Genomic DNA, 19,358 nt, shown 5'->3' with positions numbered 1-19,358 from the left:
TCCGCGCTATGAATTAAACACCCGGCCAAACTGGATTAATAGTTTAACGGGCCGCCGTAGTGCGGCCCAAAGTTGGTAAAGAAATGAAATCACCTTTTATCCCCGAAAACGCGCCTTATTCCGATATTCAACGTGCCTGGCTCAGCGGATTTTTTGCCGGCATGCATAGCCATATGGTGCAAAACTCGAATAGCAGCAACCAGAGCAATAGCAGAACCTTACATATTTTGTTCGGCAGCCAGACTGGCAATTCCGAGGGTGTAGCTCATGACGCCGCCAACCGCGCCAAAAGCCACGGTTTGGTACCGGTAGTCAAAGGCATGGACGAAATCGATATCGGCCAGTTGGCCAAAATGGAATATCTGCTCATCATAACCAGCACGTATGGCGAAGGTGCGATGCCCGATAACGCCGAAATGCTCTGGGAAGCCGCCAAAGCAGAGTCAGCCCCCCGTTTGGAAAACATCAAATACTCTATCTTGGCGTTGGGCGACACCAGCTACGACTTGTTCTGCCAAGCCGGCAAAGATTGGGACGAGCGCTTGGCTGCATTAGGCGCGCAACGCTTGTTCGACCGGGTCGATTGCGACGTCGATTTCGAGGCCCCCGCCGAGCAGTGGCTCAGCGAAGTAATCCCCTTGATGGCAGAAGGCGCCGCCACCGTCGCCGTGCTGGATACCGATAATCGCGCCGCAGCCAAACCGGCTTATAACCGCAAGAATCCGTTCCCGGCCAAATTGATGGTCAACCGCTTGCTGACAGCCGAAAACTCGTCCAAGGAAACCCGCCATTACGAAATCTCCATCGCCGGTTCCGGACTCAGTTACGAAGCCGGTGACGCGATGTGTGTCATACCTAGCAATTGCCCGCAATTGGTTGCCGATATCGTCAAAGCCCTGGGCTGCACCGGCGGCGAAGACGAGCCGGTCAACGGCGAATTGATGACACTATCGGAGGCGCTGCGGACCCATTTCGAAATCAAAACTCCAAGCAAAGAATTCGTCGAGGAAATCGCGAAGCGTTCCGGCGACCAGGAACTTAACGGCATCCTGCAGGCCGGCGACAAAGAGAAAATATCCGATTATTTGTGGGGCCGCGATACGCTCGACCTATTATTGCAATTTCCGGCCGTCGAATTTTCCGCCGCCGAATTTCTAGGCCTATTAAAACCGCTTCAACATCGGGCCTATTCGATCTCTTCCAGCAGCAAACTGACTCCGGACACCGTGCATCTGACCGTGGCCAGCGTGCGTTACGACGCCCACGGCCGCCATCACAAAGGCGTCTGCTCGACCTATCTGGCCGACCTGGCCGACAGCACCAGCGACGTTAAAATTTTCTTTACGCCGAACAATAACTTCCGGGTTCCGAGCGACGATAGCCTGCCTATGGTCATGGTCGGCCCCGGTACCGGTATCGCACCATTCAGAGCCTTCCTGCAAGAACGCCAAGCCCGCAATGCCAGCGGCAAAAACTGGCTGTTCTTCGGCGACCGCAACGCCTCGACCGATTATATTTACCGCGACGAAATCGAAGCGATGCAAGCCAGCGGCCTGTTGACCAAGCTCGATCTGGCTTTCTCCCGCGATCAAGCCGAGAAAATCTATGTTCAGGACCGGATGAAACAACACGGCGCCGAATTGTTCGCTTGGTTGGAACAGGGCGGCTATTTTTTCGTTTGTGGCGACGCTTACCGGATGGCAAAGGATGTCGATCAAGCCTTGCACGACGTCATTCGCGAGCACGGCAAAATGAGTTTGGTTGAAGCTGTTGAATACGTTAACGGCCTGAAGAAAGACAAACGTTACGTCAGAGACGTTTACTGATCGAACCAACCAATCCAACTCGGTTGGTTTCCACATTTTCCTTCGACAATCCACCTAGGCAAACTCTACTTACCTAGGTGGATTGTACGCCAACCATCCTGTTTTTACTTTTCCAACCGATTGGCCTACCCTACTGTTTGAGGCGAATAAATATCCCTCTATAGCGGTCTTGACATGCCTCCGATAACGATAAGGACAGCGCTACGGCATGTTCAGCATTGGCATCATTACTGCTGATCTAACTCAAGCCTTTTTCAGACAAAGGCTGATATTTCGCTTCGGACAATCAACAATGACATTAATCGATGAAGCTACGATTTCCGCAACCGGAAACGACCAGATCGACGGCGATCACGTCGAGTTTATTCAGCTTGTCAATCAATTGGATAAGGCAGACAACCCCGAGTTTGCACAACTGTTTCGGCTGCTACACGAGCACGTGGTGGCACACTTCGAACGCGAAAACCAATTGATGGCACAATGCGGATTTCCGGCGGAAAGCGAACACAAAAGCGAACATCAACGAGTATTGTCCGAATTCAAACAATTTCAATCCAGAGTAGATAAGGGACTAGTCGGGTTCGGCCGCGCCTTTGTCCGGGAGCGCTTGCCGGGATGGTTCGCCGTACACGTAGCGACGATGGATAGCAAATTGGCGAGTTATATTCGGCAATATCAGGCATAGCCTGTTATGGATGCGAACGGCAGTCTGCAAATTATCGAGCGGTTTTACGCAAAGGCCGAATGCGAGGAGATTTACCGGCGTTTCATGCTCGACCACGATTGGCCGGTCAACGTCTACACCGTCGGCGGACGCCGTTTTGCGCTGCCGCGCTTACAAACTTGGCATGCCGACTCGGGCATTCGTTACAGTTACCGTTACAATCTGTTGGAAACCCGAGCATGGACGCCGCTTCTAGTCGAGATCAGGCAACGAGTAGAAGCTTATCTGAATATTTCGTTTAATTCGGTATTGGCCAACCTCTACCGCGACGGCAACGATTACGTGGGCTGGCACGCCGACGACGAGCCGGAACTGGGAGAGCGACCCTTTATCGCCTCTTTAACGTTCGGTACGGCGCGCAACTTTGCGTTTCGCCATAAAAAACTCGATCAGCAAGGCGAGGTTAAATTGGCCGACGGCGCATTACTGATTATGCACCCCGAATTTCAACGCGATTGGCAGCATAGCTTACCGCCGGATTCCGGACTTGGCAGCGGCCGAATCAATTTGACTTTCCGCAAGGTTATCTCGCCTTGACCGGGGCTTCCAGCTTTTGCTAACCGCATCGCCGTTCAAGAATGTTCGGCGGGGGCGGCTTGCGCTTGTTGAGCCTCAAACTTCTTTCTTTTATCGCACTTCTCGGTACAAATACAGTTACCTGTCCCGCCGCAGGAACCTTTGATCGCGTTTCGGCCGAAAATGACCCCAACCGCCATGATAGCGATCACGACCAGCATGAATAAAAACGTCGCAAGAAAATAACCCATATCGATTGTCCAGTTATATAAGCCTTAGAAACGAAAAAACGAGGGACGACCTAATCGCCCCCCGTTTTTGTCTACCCGATCAAGCTGCGGTTAGCCGCCGAAATCGTCCAAGAAAATGTTTTCTCTGTCGACGCCGTTAGCCACCAGCATATTGATCACCGAGGAGTTCATGATCGGTGGACCGCACATGTAATACTCACAGTCTTCCGGGGCCGGATGGTTTTTCAAGAACTCTTCGTACAGAACGTTGTGGATGAAGCCGGTATAGCCTTTCCAATTGTCTTCCGGCAGCGGATCGGACAATGCCACGTGCCATTTGAAGTTTTCGTTCTCGGCTTGCAGCATGTCGAAATCTTCAACGTAGAACATTTCGCGTTTGCTACGCGCACCGTACCAGAAAGTAATTTTGCGTTTCGACTTCAATCTGCGCAATTGATCGAAAATATGCGAACGCATTGGCGCCATACCGGCACCGCCGCCGATGAAGACCATTTCGGCGTCGGTATCTTTGGCGAAAAATTCGCCGTACGGACCCGATACCCAAACTTGGTCGCCCGGTTTCAGGTTGAAGATGAACGAAGACATGATGCCGGGCGGCACGCCTTCCGGCGCACTTGGCGGCGGCGTGGCGATACGCACGTTCAGCATAATTTCCTTCTCTTCCGGATAGGAAGCCATCGAGTAGGCGCGCAAAGTCGGTTCTTTTACATCCGACACATAGCGCCACAGATTGAATTTATCCCAATCCGGCCGGTACTCGTCAGCAACATCCATATCCGCATATTTGGAAACGTGCGGCGGACACTCGATTTGAATGTAGCCGCCGGCGCGATAGTTGATCGCTTCGCCTTCCGGCAATTGCAATACCAGTTCCTTAATGAAGGTCGCGACGTTGTCGTTAGATTTCACGGTGCAAAGCCACTTTTTGACGCCGAATACGCTGTCTTCTACCTCGACTGCCATATTGGTTTTCACCGCGACCTGACAAGCCAGGCGCTCGCCGTGGGCCGCTTCGCGCTTGGTGATGTGCGACAGCTCAGTTGGCAGAATATCGCCACCGCCGCTATGCACTTTTACCTTGCACTGACCACAAGAACCGCCACCGCCACAAGCCGACGATACGAATAACTGGTTGTCTGACAACGCATTCAATAATTTGGAACCGGCCGGCACGTGAATCTTCTTCTCGTTGTTGATCAGAATTTCCACATCCCCGGCGGCCACCAGTTTGTTTTTCGCGCCGATGATCAGGAACACCAGCGCAATCACGATTGCCGTGAAGAAAATAACACCTAATGCAATTTCTAGCATTACGATACCCTTTTACAATTGAATTCCAGAGAAAGCCATGAAGCCCAAGGACATCAAGCCTGCTGTGATGAAGGTGATGCCCAGGCCTTGCAGCGCGGCAGGCACATCGCTGTATTTCAGTTTCTCGCGAACACCGGCCATCAAAGTGATAGCCAACGCCCAACCAAAACCGGAACCGATACCGTAAACCACACTCTCGCCGAAATTGTAGTCGCGTTCGATCATGAACAAACTACCGGCCAGAATAGCGCAGTTAACGGTAATCAAAGGCAGGAAGATACCCAGCGCGTTGTACAAAGCCGGTACGAACTTATCCAGGAACATTTCCAGAATTTGCACGATCGCGGCGATCATACCGATACAGCTCAGCAAGCTCAAAAAGCTCAAATCCACGCCGGTGATACCCAGCCAAGCCAAGGCATCTTCTTTCAACAAAGTTTGATAGATGAACTGGTTGGCCGGTACGGTCAAGGTTTGCACGACCATTACCGCAATGCCCAAACCCATGGCGGTGGCTATCTTCTTGGACACGGCCAAGAAGGTACACATGCCCAGGAAGAACGACAGAGCCAGGTTTTCAATGAAAACCGCTTTAACAAATAATGCGATATAGGCGTCCATTAGTGATGCCCTCCTTCACCGTGAGCAATAGCCATGATTTTGAACTCATTGTGTTCGACTTGTTTGGGTTTCCAGGTACGGAAGGCCCAAATAATCAAGCCGATAACGAAGAAAGCGCTGGGCGGCAACAGCATCAAGCCGTTCGGCACGTACCAGCCGCCGTCTTTGACCAGCGGCAGAATTTCGATGCCCAACAACTTGCCCGATCCCAGAGTTTCGCGCACCAGCGCCACCAGAATCAGAATCAAGCTGTAGCCGGCGCCGTTACCGATACCATCGATAAAGCTTTGCAGCGGCGGATTTTTCATCGCGTACGCTTCGGCGCGACCCATCACGATACAGTTGGTGATGATCAAACCGACGAATACCGACAGTTTTTTGCTGACATCGAACGCGAAGGCTTTCAGCAACTGGTCGACCACGATTACCAGCGAAGCGATGATGATCATCTGCACGATAATCCGGATGCTGCTCGGCGTGTGCTGGCGCACGGCACTAATCGCCGCACTCGAGCAGGCTGTAACCGAAGTCAAAGCCAACGCCATGATCAACGAGGTCGACATTTGCGAGGTCACCGCCAACGCCGAGCAAACCCCCAACACCTGCAAGGTGATGGGGTTGTTATCGACCAACGGTTCAAATAATACTTTTTTGGTTTCTTTGTCCATGACGACTCCTAACCGTTTGCTTTGATTTTGTTCAGGTAAGGCGCAAAACCTTCCGGCCCCATCCAGTACAGGATCAGATTGCTGACGCCGCGGCTGGTCAAAGTCGCACCGGCCAAACCGTCGACCTTGGTCGCAGCATCCGGACGGCTATTGTCTACCGTGCCTTTAACCAAGGTCAAAGCCACTTCGCCACTGTCACCGTAAACTTTCTTGCCTTTCCACAGCGCACGCCAGTTCGGGTTGACCACTTCGCCGCCCAGACCCGGAGTTTCGCCTTGGTCGTACAGGTTGATGCTTTGCACGGTTTGGCCGTCGGCATCCAAAGCGAGGAAACCGTACATGGTCGACCACAAACCGTAACCGTTGATCGGCAAAATAATGGATTGCAACTTATCGCCGTTCTTGACCAGGAATACCTTAGCCAACTTGGCTTTGGTACGGATGCTGGCGATGTCTTTTTCCGGCGGAATCACTTCGTTTTGCGCAGGATCCTTGGCAGCTTTGCGTTGGTCGTATTCGTCGACGTTACCGTCCACGTATTCGCCGGTCGCAATGTCGACCAATTTGGCTTCGATCCGTTCTCTGAAAGCTTGGTCGATATCGGTACCGTCTTCCAGCAAGCCTGCAACATCCAGAATATTCTTCTTCATGTCCAGGGCCTTGTTATGGGACTGCAAAGGCCGCAACGCCACGGTGGCTATCGATACCAAAACCGCGCAGACCAAACACAGCGCCAGCGCGACGTTAACCGTTTTTTCCAGACTATCGTTGCTTAATGCCAGGATGCGGTCGGCATAAACCCGGAACTGCGCGTAGTACTTACACAACTGCTCGTTAAAGTTATTGGTCTTGTTTTCGGCATTAGGCATGACGTTTGATCCTTCTTCTGATATTCGCTTGAATCACAAAATAATCAATCAATGGTGCGAACATATTGGAGAACAGAATCGCCAGCATGACGCCTTCCGGAAAGGCCGGGTTGATTACGCGGATAATGATGATCATGACGCCGATCAGCACGCCGTAGATCCAGCGACCGATATCGGTATTGGCTGCAGAAACCGGATCAGTAGCCATATAGACGGTACCGAAGGCAAAACCGCCCAATACCATGTGCCAGTACCAAGGAATCGCGAACATTGGATTGGTGTCGCTGCCGATCACGTTCAACAAGGTCGACATGCCGATCATGCCGATCATGACGCCGGCCATGATGCGGTAAGAAGCGACGCGGGTATACAACAGGAACGCAGCGCCCAACAGACAAGCCAAAGTCGACGTTTCGCCCATCGATCCGGGGATGAAGCCCAGGAAAGACTGAAACCAACCGAAGCTACCGGTGATGGCGTCCAAACCGCCGGCCGAAGCCAGAGACAATGCTGTCGCACCACTATAGCCGTCAACCGCAACCCAGACCGAATCGCCGGAGATTGAAGCAGGATAGGCGAAAAACAGGAAAGCACGGCCGGTCAGCGCCGGATTCAGGAAGTTTTTACCGGTACCGCCGAATACCTCTTTACCCAACACGATACCGAACGAAATGCCCAAGGCCACTTGCCACAGCGGAATACTGGCCGGCAGGATCAAGGTATACAGCATTGACGAGACCAGGAAGCCTTCGTTGACTTCGTGTTTACGTACGGTGGCGAACAACACTTCCCAGAAGCCCCCAACCGCCAACGTGACGATATAGACCGGGAAGAAATACAACATACCGTGCACCAGGCACGAAAACGGGTTGTAAGGGTTGTAGCCGAACAAAGCCATCGGAATGCTACGCCAGCCGTCGATATCGGTTGCGCCGATTTTCTGCATCGCCAGATTGGCTTGAAAGCCGGTGTTATACCAAGCCATCAAAATGCAGAACGCCGTGGCGATGACGACGAAAGTCATCGTCCGCTTCAGGTCGTTACCGTCCCGGACATGAGTAGTACCGCGCGTTACATCGGACGGGGTATACATGAAAGTATCGACCATCTCGTACAGGCCGTAATACTTTTCGAATTTGCCGCCTTTTGTAAAATGCGGCTCTATGCTATCTAATAAGTCTCTAGCCGACATTTATCCTTCCTTCTCGATTTTGGTTAAATTTGCTCTGAGCACCGGCGCAAAATCGTGTTTACCGGGATCGACGAAAGTGAACAGGGAGACGTCTTCCTCGTTCAATTCCAAACAGCCCAGGGCTTGCGCAGTATCGGTATCGCCGACGACAATCGCTTTCAACAACGGTGTCGGCAGAATATCCAGAGGCATGACGGATTCGTAAATTCCGACCGGGACAATGGCCCGGTTACTACCGTTTTTATCGGTAGTCAGTGGAAACAGGCGTCCGGATTCACGATCTTTGGATGACACATAAACGTTCAAAGCCGAATATTTGTCTTTGCCCGGTACGATCCAACCAAAAAACTCGCGGTCGCGGCCTTCTTTCAGTGCGGAAACCTGCAGTGCATAAGTACTCAGATAGGCAAACGGCCCGGCAGCTTCGTGCCCGTAAAGCACGGAACCGGAAATGACGCGATTCTCGCCGTCTTCCAACTCGCCAGCCGCCAGCTCCAACAAGTTAGCGCCAACTCGGGTCTTGACCAAGCGGGGCTTTTTAACCGTCGGACCGGCCAGAGACACAACGCGCTCGACGTTCAGCTGACCAGTAGTGAACAGAGCACCGATAGCAATCACAGCCTGATAATCGATGTGCCACACGAATTTGTGGACATTGACCGGGTCGATGAAATGGATGTGCGTGCTGGGCAAACCGGCGGGATGCGGGCCGGCAAACTCAGCGGTCTGCACGCCGGCAACTGCAGAAATGTTGGCGCCGGCCGCTTTACACAAATAGGTCTTGCCGGCCAGTTTCGAAATCACGGTCAAACCGTTGGCGAAATCGCCGGCTCTGTCGGCTATAACTACCGCCGGATCGGCTGCTAAAGGACGGGTATCGATTGCGGTGACGAAGATAGAACTCGGCGTCGAATCGGCCGCCGGGACTTTGCCGTAAGGACGAGTCACGAAAGACGTCCACAAGCCTGATGCTTGCAGATTCTGCTTGATTTGTTCGGCAGACAATCCGGCCAACTCGGACTCGGCATACTTGCTGAACCTTTCGTGCTGGTCGCCTTTCAACTCGATCACCACCGATTGCAGCACCCGCCGATCACCACGGTTGATGGCTTTGACCACGCCCGCCCCGGGCGAAGTGAAATTTACGCTGGGATTTTGCTTATCCACGAACAGAGCTTGGCCCACTTTCACCTTGTCCCCTTCCGCGACCAGCATTTTCGGCTTCAGCCCGACGTAATCGTCGCCCAACAGCGCGACCGATTTGACGGCGTTACCCTCGCTTATTTGCTGTTCGGGCTTACCCGTAATGGGCAAATCCAAACCTTTCTTTAGTGTAAATTGCATAGTTAATACGCCTGCTCTCCAGACAAATTTCAGCAAAAAGCCCCCTTGGACACAGCATTCCTCGAGAGCAGTTGAAAACTTAAAACCTTGCCATTACATCACAAGTTATCGGCTTTCTCAACGATAAATCCCGAGCCGCAAGCCAGGAAAAGCCGCTTGCCAAACCGTCTGAAAAATGATTGCCGGAATCAAATTTCCACGACCTTATTGATGTCGAAACCGGCGACGGTTTTCCGCCCCAAATACCCGCGGGTATTGCTCAAAATCCGGGCGTCGGCGATCCGATAGTCGCCCAAATTGTGCACATGCCCGTGAAACCAGGCGGCAATTTCGTACTCATGGAACAGCGGCTTCAGGTCGTTGCAATAGGCGATTTTTTTGATCACGTTCGGCGAATCGATCCAACTCCATTCGGTCGGCGCATGGTGAGTCACTACCACTGTTCTTCCGGGATAAGGTTCAGCCAGCCGCTGCTCCAGCCAAAGACGCGATTCCCGGTGCAATTCGACGAATTGCTCCGGTCGAAACGCTTGGTCGCCGAACATAATCTTGCGAAAATCGTTCAACGATCGACCAAGCGCCTCGGCCTTGTCCAAACCGTCGACGAACAAATCGCTCCACAGGGTGCACCCTAAAAAACGCACCCCCTGAAACACGAACTGCCCCTTTTCCAGAAACCGAATTTGGGTGTTGGCGCACTGCTCCCGCAGCATCTCCAGCGTTTGCCGGTACTCGTAGCCGTAAAACTCATGATTACCGGCAACGTAAATTACGGGTTTGCCTATTGCCTTCAACCATTCCACGCCTTGACTGAAAAACACCGATGTCGCCGGCAGCGACTACGATATCGGCATCCGTATCCGGCAAAGCTTGGTCGCCAAACTCTAAGTGCACATCAGAGAAGTAATTTATCCGCAAAATTTTTCCGTCCCGTGGCTATGGAGGTATAATTTTAATCCTAAGTGAATTACTTGGTATTTTTAAACAACTCGAGTTCCTGAAAACACAATTCTATGTCGATTAGCCCCAGAAAACACACCCAACAGGTTTTGGTAGGTAACGTTAAAGTCGGCGGCGGCGCGCCGATCGTAGTTCAATCCATGACCAACACCGATACAGCTGATGTTGCAGGAAGCGTTCAACAAATCATGGAACTAGCGACCGCCGGCTCGGAAATAGTCAGAGTCACGGTCAATACCGAAGAAGCCGCCAAAGCCGTTCCGGAAATCGTCAACCAACTGGAACAAAAAGGCTTTTCAGTACCGATTGTTGGCGATTTTCACTTTAACGGCCACAAACTGTTGGAAAAGTACCCTGACTGCGCTCAAGCCCTTGCCAAGTACCGCATCAATCCTGGCAACGTCGGCAAAGGCAAAGCTCGCGATCCGCAATTCCAGCAAATGATCGAATTTGCGATTCGCTATAACAAACCGGTCCGGATCGGCGTTAACGGCGGCAGCTTGGACCAAGCGGTATTGACCCGCTTGCTGGACGAAAATCGCCAGCTAGCGCAACCCAAAGAGTTGCCTGCCATTACTCGGGAAGCGATCATTCTGTCGGCACTGGAAAGCGCCGCCAAAGCCGTCGAACTCGGACTGGGCAAGGACAAAATCGTGCTGTCTTGCAAAATCAGCAACGTACAGGAATTGATCAGTATCTACCAAGACATCTCCAGTCGTTGCGACTACCCCCTGCATTTAGGCTTGACTGAAGCCGGTATGGGCTCCAAAGGCATCGTCGCCTCCGCCGCCGCTTTGGGCGTATTGATGCAGCAAGGCATCGGTGACACCATCCGCGTCTCCCTAACACCAGAGCCCGGCGCCTCACGTACGAAAGAGGTTATCGTCGCTCAGGAAATTTTGCAAACCATGGGCTTTCGTTCGTTCACGCCAATGGTCATCGCCTGCCCGGGTTGCGGCCGTACCACCAGTGATTATTTCCAACGTCTGGCCCAGGATATCCAAGCTTTCCTGCGCGATCAAATGCCAATCTGGAAAGACAAATACAAAGGCGTGGAAAATATGGAAGTCGCAGTAATGGGCTGCGTCGTTAACGGCCCCGGCGAAAGTAAGAACGCCAACATTGGCATCAGCTTGCCGGGTAGCGGGGAGTCCCCTGTCGCGCCGGTATTCGAAGACGGCGTCAAGACAGTGACCTTAAAGGGCGACCATATTGCCGAGGAATTCCAAGCACTAGTCGAACGCTACATCGAGACGCACTACAGCGCCCAGTAACGCCCCGACCACAAAAAAGGCGGCTTTTCAGCCGCCTTTTTTATTGCCTGTCAGCCGGGCTGACCGTCGATCCGCGGCGATGTCAGTATCGGCGCATAATAAAAAGCGAATAACGAAAACGCCGCCAACCAGCTGTAGCTGGAAATCATGACAAAGCCGCCGTACCACGCCGGCAGCAGCGCCGGAAACATTACCCTGAACAGCGTCGCGATATTCAACAGTAAAAACGCAATCGCCACTACATTCGAGGCCTTCAGCGCCCGCCCGGTATGCCCCAACGCCACCCTTGCCATCATCCCCAGCGTCAATACGCCGATACCGCCGACCGTAAAGGCATGCAGTGCCAATACCGGTTGAACCCAGGCAAATGCCGACAAGGCCACCAAGCCGAATCCGAGTATTAACCAACCGTAACCGATGTATAACACCCATAACAACGGCACGTACCAGATCCGCGCGTTGTACCAAGCGGACACCCGCAACACATTGATAACCAGAGCCGCAATTGCCGCAGCCGCCAACACCGCACCGGAGACGTCAAACATCAGCAACCCAAAAACCGCCACACCGGCAGCGACCGCAGCCAAGTCCAAAGCAGGATTGCGGATGCAAATCACACCTGACAACCCGCGTTCGGTAAAAAACGGAAATACCCGGCCGGCGATTACCAAAATCATCGCCACCACTACCGCAACTACCAGCGTCAAGCCCACGCCGGCGCTGGTTGCCGACACACCCAAAATCTGAGCGTGGATCAAGCCGTTACCCAGCGTCAGCAACAGCAATAAAGCAATAAAAACCAGATTTTTGAAATTGCCAGTCTTCAACAAGGGCTGGGCCACGAAATAAGCCACCGCCGGCAGGAACAGCATATCGACGACGGCGATCAATCCGTCCGGCAGCAAACCCGAATAAAACGGCAATACCCGGCCGTATATCCATAAAAAACTCAATGAGGCCAATTGGTCCGGGTTGACGGTTTGCAGTCCGGTCCAGTTTCTGACCGCGGTCAGCAAAAAACCGGCTATCACCGCCGCGGTGTAGCCCAACAACATCTCATGCGCATGCCACAGGCTACCGGCGAAATAATTGTCGATATGCAAAGCGCCTTTGGACATCGAGTTCCATAATGCAATCAAAGCCAGCGCCGATAAACCCGCCAGCGCGAAAAAAGCGCGAAAGCCCATTGCAAACAGCGGGTAATCAAAAACCGGTTTGTTATTCATGCGCCCTTTCCTCCAGCCAGTCGAGTTCGTTATCCGAGAAACCGGCGATTATACGCACTTCTCGGTTAAATGGCCCTTTCGGTTTCCCCTTGTAATAGCCCAAAATCAAATCCTTATAATGCTGCTCGGGTTGCAGCCCCCGCTGCCTGGCCAGGCTCTTGAACCAATACGAACCGCGCTCGACATGACCGATTTCGTCGGTATATATCCGCTCCAATATGGCCACGCCGTCCGCATCACCCATCGCCGCCAGCTTGTCGCGCATGCCCGGCGTCACGTCCAATCCGCGCGCCTCCATGCACCGCGGCACGATCGCCAATCGGGCTAAAATATCTTCCGCCGTATCTTCCGCATGAGACCACAAGCCCCCGTGCGCCGGCAGATCGCCGTAATCACAACCCAATTGCCTGAGCCGGTTGCGAATCAATTGAAAATGCTGCGCCTCCTCATCGGCGATCAGCAACCAATCGCGGTAAAAATCGTCGGGCAAACCGCGGAAGCGATAGAGAATGTCCCAAGCCAGATAGATCGCGACGAACTCGATATGAGCCAAGGCATGGAAAAAAGCCGCCTTGCCTTCGACGGTATCCAGCCGCCGTTTCGGCATGTCGCGCGGCATCAATAATTCCGGTTTTGCGGGGAAGACCGTAGCGGCGATCGGCAATGCCTCGCCGGGCGCTGTAAACGACAGCCGATTCTCCGCCAATAGCTGTCTGGCCTGGAAGGTAAAGGCAAGTTTTCGCTCGATATCGGCGTCGAACAGACACCGCTCGGCAAATTCGAATATTGATTTCATCTGGGATTAAGAGACGGCATCCAAATCGAAAGGACTACCGCTTAAATGTCGCGCAAAAACGGAGAGGATGGGATAACCGAATATCTCGAGGTATGCGCATCGTTCAAGCGAACACCATATAACCCATGTTGGCAGCTCAAATCTTGTTTAGAAAATACTAAAACTCAAAGATGTAAGCGTAGTAAAAATCGATGAAGCCACTCAAAATATTGGTCGGGACGGCGGGATTCGAACCCACGACCACTTGCCCCCCAGACAAGTGCGCTACCAGGCTGCGCTACGCCCCGATTTTGAATAAATAGTGAAAATCATTTTACCATGATTTACGAGCGCGCTATTTCAATAGCTCCAAAATATCTTCCAGCTCGCCTATCATTTGATGGATTAATTGCTTCGTGCGCAGGCTATCTTCCTTAGCGCTACCGCTCGCCAGATGGGCTCTGGCACCACCGATGGTATAGCCTTGTTCGTAGAGTAAGGCACGAATTTGGCGGATTAACAGCACATCGTGACGCTGGTAATAACGCCGATTCCCGCGTCGCTTGACCGGACTCAGCTCGGTAAATTCTTGCTCCCAATAGCGTAAAACATGAGGTTTCACACCGCATAAATCACTGACTTCGCCAATCGTGAAATAGCGCTTGGCCGGAATGACCGGTAATTCGTTGTTATTACTGGGTTCCAGCATAAGCTTCCACTCGAGCTTTCAATTTTTGCCCTGTTCTAAAGGTAACAACCCGACGCGGCGTGATCGGTATTTCCTCGCCGGTCTTCGGATTGCGGCCGGGACGGCCATTTTTATCCCGTAATTCAAATTTGCCAAAACCCGATATTTTGACTTGTTCACCGCTTTCCAGACTTCTTTTGATTTCGTCGAAAAACAGCTCTACTATTTCTTTAGCTTCTCGTTTATTCAAGCCGAGATCTTCAAACAACTTTTCTGCAATATCTGCTTTCGTTAATGCCACAATCACTCCCTCAATTTTGCATTCAGTTTAGCCGTCAAAGTCTCCAACACCCTGCGAAATATAGCATCAATTTCCGCATCGGTAAGAGTTTGCGAAAAATCTTGCAGTACCAAACTCAACGCCACGCTTTTGCTACCCTCGGCCACACCCTGCCCGCGATAGACATCGAAAATCGACACATCACGAATGGATTGTTCGCCAGTTTCGGCGATACAAGCAACAATCGCATCAGCGGATACAGCTTCCGCCACCAACAAGGCCATGTCTCGGCGTACCGACGGAAATTTAGACAAGGGACTGAATTTGGGCACCTTGCGCTGCAAAATTGCATCCTGGTTCAATTCGAACAAAAACACCGAGCTATCGAAGCCCAGTTGTTTTTGCAATGTCGGATGCAACATTCCCAATAGACCAATCGTTTCTCCATCCTGGTTGAAGATGCAAGCTGTCTGCCCAGGATGCAATGCCGGATGCTCCGCTGCCTTGAACACCGCGACGCTGCCGGTAAGGCCGAGCAAGGCTTCCACATCAGCTTTCACATCAAAAAAATCGACTTTCCGAGACTTCTCGCCCCATTGCTCGGCATTCAGGTCTCCAAGTGCTATGCCTGCAAGCATCTTTTGTTGCCGAATCGCGCCGTTTTCATAACCAAACCGCAGGCCAGTCTCGAACAGCCTCACCCGACTCTGCTGCCGATTAATGTTGTATAGCGCAGCGTTCAACAATCCGCACCACAGGGTGGTACGCATCACCGCTAACTCGGATGAAATCGGGTTCTGGATCCGAATAAATTCATCATCCGGCGCCACCGCTTTTTGCATCGCTTCATCCACAAAGCTGTAGGTGATGGCTTCCTGATAACCACGATCAACCAGACAATCCTGCAATCGATCCAACCCTAGCACCGACTCCGGTGCTTTACCCAATTCAGTACGCATCAATAGATGACTGCTGGGCAAGTTGTTATAGCCATATACCCGGCCAATTTCCTCGAGCAGATCTTCCTCGATTGCGATATCGAAACGAAACCCCGGCGGTGTAATTTCCCATCCGTCCGCGCAAGGCTCAACCCGCATACCCAAGCCGCAGAATAGATCGCGAACTTGGGTGTCGCTATATTGGATACCCAAGACTTTTTCGATCTGAGAACTACGTAATTTGACTGCCAAGCGGGCCGGTAAGGCTTCAGTGTTGATAATTTCCGTCACCGGCCCCGGTCTGCCTCCGGCAATTTCCAATATCAATTGCGTCGCGCGCTCAATGGCTCGACGTTGCAAATTAAAATCGACGCCGCGTTCGAAACGGTGTGAGGAATCGGTATGCAACCCGAAGTATCTAGCCTTACCAGCGACGCTAATTGGATTGAAAAAAGCGCACTCCAGAAAAATATCGCGAGTTTCGGCAAACACCGCGCTCTCTTTGCCGCCCATAACGCCAGCCAGAGCCAACGCCCGCTGTTGATCAGCGATGACTAAGGCCTCACCATCAAGTTCAATGGTCTGATCGTTTAACAACGCCAATGACTCGCCGGCTCGACTGCGTCTGACGACAACGGGTGCCGTCAATTTATCGGCATCAAATGCATGCAAAGGCTGACCAAGTTCAATCAGCACATAGTTGGTGACATCGACCACCGGGCTGAGACTGCGGATCCCGCTACGGCGCAAGCGCTCCTGCATCCAAAGCGGCGTCTGTGCGGCTGAATCGATACCTTTGATCAAGCGCCCCAAATACGCCGGGCAAGCTTCCGCAGAGTGGACTTGAACGTCCAAAGTCTGCTGATGTTGCGGTTCGATGACGACGGAATCGTCGGACGGTAACGTCAAACCATTCAATACTGCGACCTCGCGCGCCACACCTACGACGCTCAAGCAATCGGCGCGATTCGGTGTCAAGCCGAGCTCAATCACGTTATCGTTCAGTAGTAGATATTCGCGTATGTCTTGACCTATCGGCGCATCGGTCGGCAGCTCCATCAAACCTTCGGAAGTGGTAGCTAAACCCAGTTCCTTTTCGGAACACAACATGCCAAACGACAACTCACCGCGCAGTTTGGATTCCTTGATTTTGAAATCGCCCGGCAGTACCGCACCAATTAGGGCGGCCGGCACCTTTAAACCCGGCCGAACGTTGCTGGCTCCGCAAACAATCTGCAGCGCTTGCTCTTGGCCGACATTGACTTGGCAAACCTTCAGTTTATCGGCATTCGGATGTTGGACGGTTTCCAGTACTTCAGCCACTACCACGCCGCTAAAATCGGCAGCAACCGGAGTGACCGCATCGACTTCGAGGCCGGCCATGGTCAATTGCGCAACCAATTCGGCAGTGGCGATAGGTGGATTGACCAGTTCCCTTAACCAGGCTTCACTTACTTGCATGATTCCAATCCACCGTTACCTAAACTGTTGTAAAAATTTCAGATCGTTTTCGAAAAACATCCGCAAGTCGTTAATACCGTAACGCAGCATGGCTAGGCGCTCGACCCCCATGCCGAATGCAAAACCGGAATAGGTTTGATGATCGATACCCACGGATTTGAAAACTTCCGGATGAATCATGCCGCAGCCCATGACTTCCAGCCAGCCGGTTTGACTGCAGACGCGACAACCTTTACCGTCACACATTACGCACTCGATATCGACCTCAGCCGAAGGTTCGGTAAATGGAAAGTAAGACGGGCGAAAACGAACTTGAATGTCTTTTTCAAAAAATGCGCGTAAGAATTCAAACACGACGCCTTTCAAATCGGCAAAGCTGACATCGGTATCGACTAAAAAGCCCTCGACCTGATGAAACATCGGCGTGTGCGTCAAATCCGAATCGCAACGGTAGACTCGGCCGGGCGCAATCACTTTTAGAGGCGGCTTCTCGGATTCCATGACCCGAATTTGCACCGGCGAAGTGTGAGTTCTTAGTACCGTATGCGCGTCGAAATAAAAAGTGTCATGCATCGCACGCGCGGGATGGTGTGCGGGAATGTTGAGCGCGCCGAAATTGTGATAGTCGTCTTCAATTTCCGGCCCTTCCACCGCGTTGAAGCCGACGCTAGCGAAAATTCTACTAATCCGCCGCAGGGTAATAGTAACAGGATGCAAACCGGCGGTGGTTTGTCCGCGACCGGGCAGAGTCACATCGATAGACTCGCTCGCTAACCGAGCAGCCAGCTCTGCACTTTCTAAAGCGAGCTTACGCGTCTCGAGAGCGTGTTGGAAAGTGTTTTTGGCATCGTTGACAACCTGTCCAGCGCTACGACGCTGCTCCGGATCCATGCTAGCCAACTCTTTCATTTGCTGGGTGAACAAGCCTTTTTTACCCAGATAGTTGACCCGAACCTGATCCAATTGACCTAGATCCTTAGCCTGTGCAAGCTCATCTAATGCCTGCTTAACGATATCTTCGATATTAGCCGACACGACTCAGCTCACTTTTGTCTGTAATTGATGGGATTTCCCAAGCGATGGATATCCGCCGTCGAAAGGCGGAACTCCCCGCATAGCGGGGAGGATGCGTCAAAACGGTTTCTAAAACCGAATTTGAAAGCAGCTTACGGCTTGCTCTGGTTGGCGATTGCTACCTTTGCAATCTCGCCGAAGGCTTGAATGTCGCGTACGGCCAAGTCGGCCAGTACCTTGCGGTCGATAGCGACATTAGCTTTAGTCAAGCCATTGATTAAGCGGCTGTAGGAAATGCCGAATTGGCGGGCCGCAGCGTTAATCCGCACGATCCACAAAGCGCGGAATTGGCGTTTTTTCTGCTTGCGGTCGCGGTACGCATATTGACCGGCTTTGATGACCGCTTGTTTAGCAACCCGATAAACCCGGCTACGGGCACCGTAGTAACCTTTAGCCAGCTTTAAAATCTTTTTGTGTCTTGCTCTAGCGGTAACACCGCGTTTTACTCTAGCCATTTTTCAATTCTCTCTGCAATGTAATTTAGTCGATCAACTGTATGGCAGCATGCGCGCTACCAATGGCGTATCTGACGGATGCAGGATGGCTGTTTTACGCAGTTGTCTTTTCCGTTTTGTGGTTTTTTTGGTCAAGATATGGCGTTTGTGCGATTGTTTGCACTTGAAACCACCGGTCCCGGTTTTCTTAAAGCGCTTACCGGCGCCACTATGGCTTTTCAATTTTGGCATTTGTTTTCTCCAATGTTAAAAATAAAGTCCCTGAGCAAAAACTCAATCAGGCAAAATGCTCGGCCCAACCGAATTTTTTCGGGTAAAACCCGATCGGCGCTGCAATCCGGCAACGCCGTACCGTTTAAAAAACGGCAAAATTATTTTTTCTTTTTCGGTCCCATCACCATGACCATTTGCCGGCCCTCCAGTTTGGGGAATTGCTCGACCGCGGCCAACTCTTCCAAATCGGTTTCGATACGTTTCAACAGATCCATACCCAGTTCGCGATGAGTTAGTTCGCGCCCTTTAAACCGTACGGTGATTTTGGTTTTATCGCCTTCGTTGAGAAATTTGATCAAGCTGCGCAATTTGACCTGATAGTCGCCCTCTTCGGTACCCGGTCGAAATTTGATTTCCTTGATCTGGATTTGTTTTTGTTTTTTCTTGGCGGCCTGGAGCTTTTTATTTTGCTCAAACTGGTATTTGCCAAAATCCATGATTTTGCAAACAGGAGGATCGGCGTTGGGTGAAATTTCGACCAGATCCAGGTTCGCATCATAGGCAAGCTGCAAAGCTTCGTTTATTGATACAACCCCAACTTGTTCACCTTCAGCGCCTATCACCCTTACCCGTCTGGCGGTAATCTCGGTATTTAAGCGCGTTGCATCTTTTTTAGAGCTGATACCCTATCC

21 protein-coding genes and 1 tRNA gene are annotated in these 19,358 nt (G+C 52.0%); 4 read left to right on the top strand and 18 right to left on the bottom strand.

Annotated elements, in window-relative coordinates:
• Positions 1–83 precede the first annotated feature (83 nt).
• From PL263_RS03310 to PL263_RS03300, 3 genes are all read left to right on the top strand, one after another.
• Positions 84–1,826, top strand: a complete 1,743-nt coding sequence (locus tag PL263_RS03310; protein WP_278211675.1) for a sulfite reductase flavoprotein subunit alpha — start codon at positions 84–86, stop codon at positions 1,824–1,826.
• A 292-nt stretch (positions 1,827–2,118) separates the two neighbouring features.
• Positions 2,119–2,511: a hemerythrin family protein gene (locus PL263_RS03305; RefSeq protein WP_278211674.1), complete on the top strand. Its 393-nt coding sequence runs from the start codon at positions 2,119–2,121 to the stop codon at positions 2,509–2,511.
• Positions 2,512–2,517: 6 nt separating this feature from the next.
• On the top strand, positions 2,518–3,087 hold the full coding sequence (locus PL263_RS03300; protein ID WP_278211673.1) for an alpha-ketoglutarate-dependent dioxygenase AlkB: 570 nt from the start codon (positions 2,518–2,520) through the stop codon (positions 3,085–3,087).
• Between the two features lie 35 nt (positions 3,088–3,122).
• Here the strand turns inward: PL263_RS03300 and nqrM are convergent, their stop codons facing one another.
• The 8 genes from nqrM to PL263_RS03260 form a co-directional block, all read right to left on the bottom strand.
• A complete protein-coding gene (nqrM, locus tag PL263_RS03295) occupies positions 3,123–3,317 on the bottom strand; it encodes a (Na+)-NQR maturation NqrM (protein WP_140913992.1) in 195 nt (64 codons plus the stop codon).
• Between the two features lie 90 nt (positions 3,318–3,407).
• The gene (gene nqrF, locus PL263_RS03290; protein WP_140913991.1) at positions 3,408–4,628 is read right to left on the bottom strand and encodes an NADH:ubiquinone reductase (Na(+)-transporting) subunit F; all 1,221 of its coding nucleotides are present in this window, start codon (positions 4,626–4,628) and stop codon (positions 3,408–3,410) included.
• 12 nt (positions 4,629–4,640) lie between these two features.
• On the bottom strand, positions 4,641–5,249 hold the full coding sequence (nqrE, locus tag PL263_RS03285) for an NADH:ubiquinone reductase (Na(+)-transporting) subunit E (RefSeq protein ID WP_140913990.1): 609 nt from the start codon (positions 5,247–5,249) through the stop codon (positions 4,641–4,643).
• On the bottom strand, positions 5,249–5,917 hold the full coding sequence (locus PL263_RS03280; protein ID WP_054759006.1) for an NADH:ubiquinone reductase (Na(+)-transporting) subunit D: 669 nt from the start codon (positions 5,915–5,917) through the stop codon (positions 5,249–5,251). The genes nqrE and PL263_RS03280 overlap by 1 nt, the downstream gene beginning before the upstream one ends.
• 8 nt (positions 5,918–5,925) lie before the next feature.
• Positions 5,926–6,786: a Na(+)-translocating NADH-quinone reductase subunit C gene (locus tag PL263_RS03275; protein WP_140913989.1), complete on the bottom strand. Its 861-nt coding sequence runs from the start codon at positions 6,784–6,786 to the stop codon at positions 5,926–5,928.
• Positions 6,779–7,978 carry an NADH:ubiquinone reductase (Na(+)-transporting) subunit B gene (locus PL263_RS03270; protein ID WP_278211672.1) on the bottom strand — a complete coding sequence of 400 codons (1,200 nt, stop codon included), beginning with the start codon at positions 7,976–7,978 and terminating at the stop codon, positions 6,779–6,781. The genes PL263_RS03275 and PL263_RS03270 overlap by 8 nt, the downstream gene beginning before the upstream one ends.
• Complete coding sequence (locus tag PL263_RS03265; RefSeq protein ID WP_278211671.1) at positions 7,979–9,322, bottom strand: Na(+)-translocating NADH-quinone reductase subunit A; 1,344 nt, start codon at positions 9,320–9,322, stop codon at positions 7,979–7,981. It lies immediately after the preceding gene.
• A gap of 188 nt (positions 9,323–9,510) precedes the next feature.
• Positions 9,511–10,143 carry a metallophosphoesterase gene (locus PL263_RS03260; RefSeq protein ID WP_347568932.1) on the bottom strand — a complete coding sequence of 211 codons (633 nt, stop codon included), beginning with the start codon at positions 10,141–10,143 and terminating at the stop codon, positions 9,511–9,513.
• 192 nt (positions 10,144–10,335) lie between these two features.
• Between PL263_RS03260 and ispG the strand changes: the two genes are divergently transcribed.
• Positions 10,336–11,556, top strand: a complete 1,221-nt coding sequence (gene ispG / locus PL263_RS03255; RefSeq protein ID WP_140913985.1) for a flavodoxin-dependent (E)-4-hydroxy-3-methylbut-2-enyl-diphosphate synthase — start codon at positions 10,336–10,338, stop codon at positions 11,554–11,556.
• Positions 11,557–11,606: 50 nt separating this feature from the next.
• Here ispG and PL263_RS03250 read toward each other — a convergent pair whose 3' ends face one another.
• From PL263_RS03250 to infC, 10 genes are all read right to left on the bottom strand, one after another.
• Complete coding sequence (locus tag PL263_RS03250) at positions 11,607–12,782, bottom strand: NnrS family protein (protein ID WP_278211670.1); 1,176 nt, start codon at positions 12,780–12,782, stop codon at positions 11,607–11,609.
• Entirely contained in the window at positions 12,775–13,578 is an 804-nt protein-coding gene (locus PL263_RS03245) for a ferritin-like domain-containing protein (protein WP_278211669.1), read from the bottom strand. The genes PL263_RS03250 and PL263_RS03245 overlap by 8 nt, the downstream gene beginning before the upstream one ends.
• 210 nt (positions 13,579–13,788) lie before the next feature.
• Positions 13,789–13,865 (bottom strand) — tRNA-Pro (locus PL263_RS03240).
• A gap of 47 nt (positions 13,866–13,912) precedes the next feature.
• Entirely contained in the window at positions 13,913–14,266 is a 354-nt protein-coding gene (locus PL263_RS03235) for a MerR family transcriptional regulator (RefSeq protein ID WP_054761637.1), read from the bottom strand.
• A complete protein-coding gene (gene ihfA, locus PL263_RS03230) occupies positions 14,250–14,549 on the bottom strand; it encodes an integration host factor subunit alpha (RefSeq protein ID WP_064023451.1) in 300 nt (99 codons plus the stop codon). The genes PL263_RS03235 and ihfA overlap by 17 nt, the downstream gene beginning before the upstream one ends.
• Positions 14,549–16,924 (bottom strand): phenylalanine--tRNA ligase subunit beta, encoded by a 2,376-nt coding sequence (gene pheT / locus PL263_RS03225; RefSeq protein WP_278211668.1) that lies wholly within the window; start codon positions 16,922–16,924, stop codon positions 14,549–14,551. The genes ihfA and pheT overlap by 1 nt, the downstream gene beginning before the upstream one ends.
• 15 nt (positions 16,925–16,939) lie before the next feature.
• Positions 16,940–17,959, bottom strand: a complete 1,020-nt coding sequence (gene pheS, locus PL263_RS03220; protein ID WP_140912686.1) for a phenylalanine--tRNA ligase subunit alpha — start codon at positions 17,957–17,959, stop codon at positions 16,940–16,942.
• Positions 17,960–18,090: 131 nt separating this feature from the next.
• Positions 18,091–18,453 carry a 50S ribosomal protein L20 gene (rplT, locus tag PL263_RS03215; RefSeq protein WP_140912685.1) on the bottom strand — a complete coding sequence of 121 codons (363 nt, stop codon included), beginning with the start codon at positions 18,451–18,453 and terminating at the stop codon, positions 18,091–18,093.
• 33 nt (positions 18,454–18,486) lie between these two features.
• Complete coding sequence (gene rpmI, locus PL263_RS03210; RefSeq protein ID WP_054761633.1) at positions 18,487–18,684, bottom strand: 50S ribosomal protein L35; 198 nt, start codon at positions 18,682–18,684, stop codon at positions 18,487–18,489.
• Between the two features lie 140 nt (positions 18,685–18,824).
• Positions 18,825–19,349 carry a translation initiation factor IF-3 gene (gene infC / locus PL263_RS03205; RefSeq protein ID WP_140912684.1) on the bottom strand — a complete coding sequence of 175 codons (525 nt, stop codon included), beginning with the start codon at positions 19,347–19,349 and terminating at the stop codon, positions 18,825–18,827.
• Positions 19,350–19,358: the final 9 nt, after the last annotated feature.

The organism is Methylomonas sp. EFPC3 (assembly GCF_029643245.1).
GTDB classification, from domain to species: Bacteria; Pseudomonadota; Gammaproteobacteria; order Methylococcales; family Methylomonadaceae; genus Methylomonas; species Methylomonas koyamae_B.
This window is presented reverse-complemented; position numbering and strand designations above follow the sequence as displayed.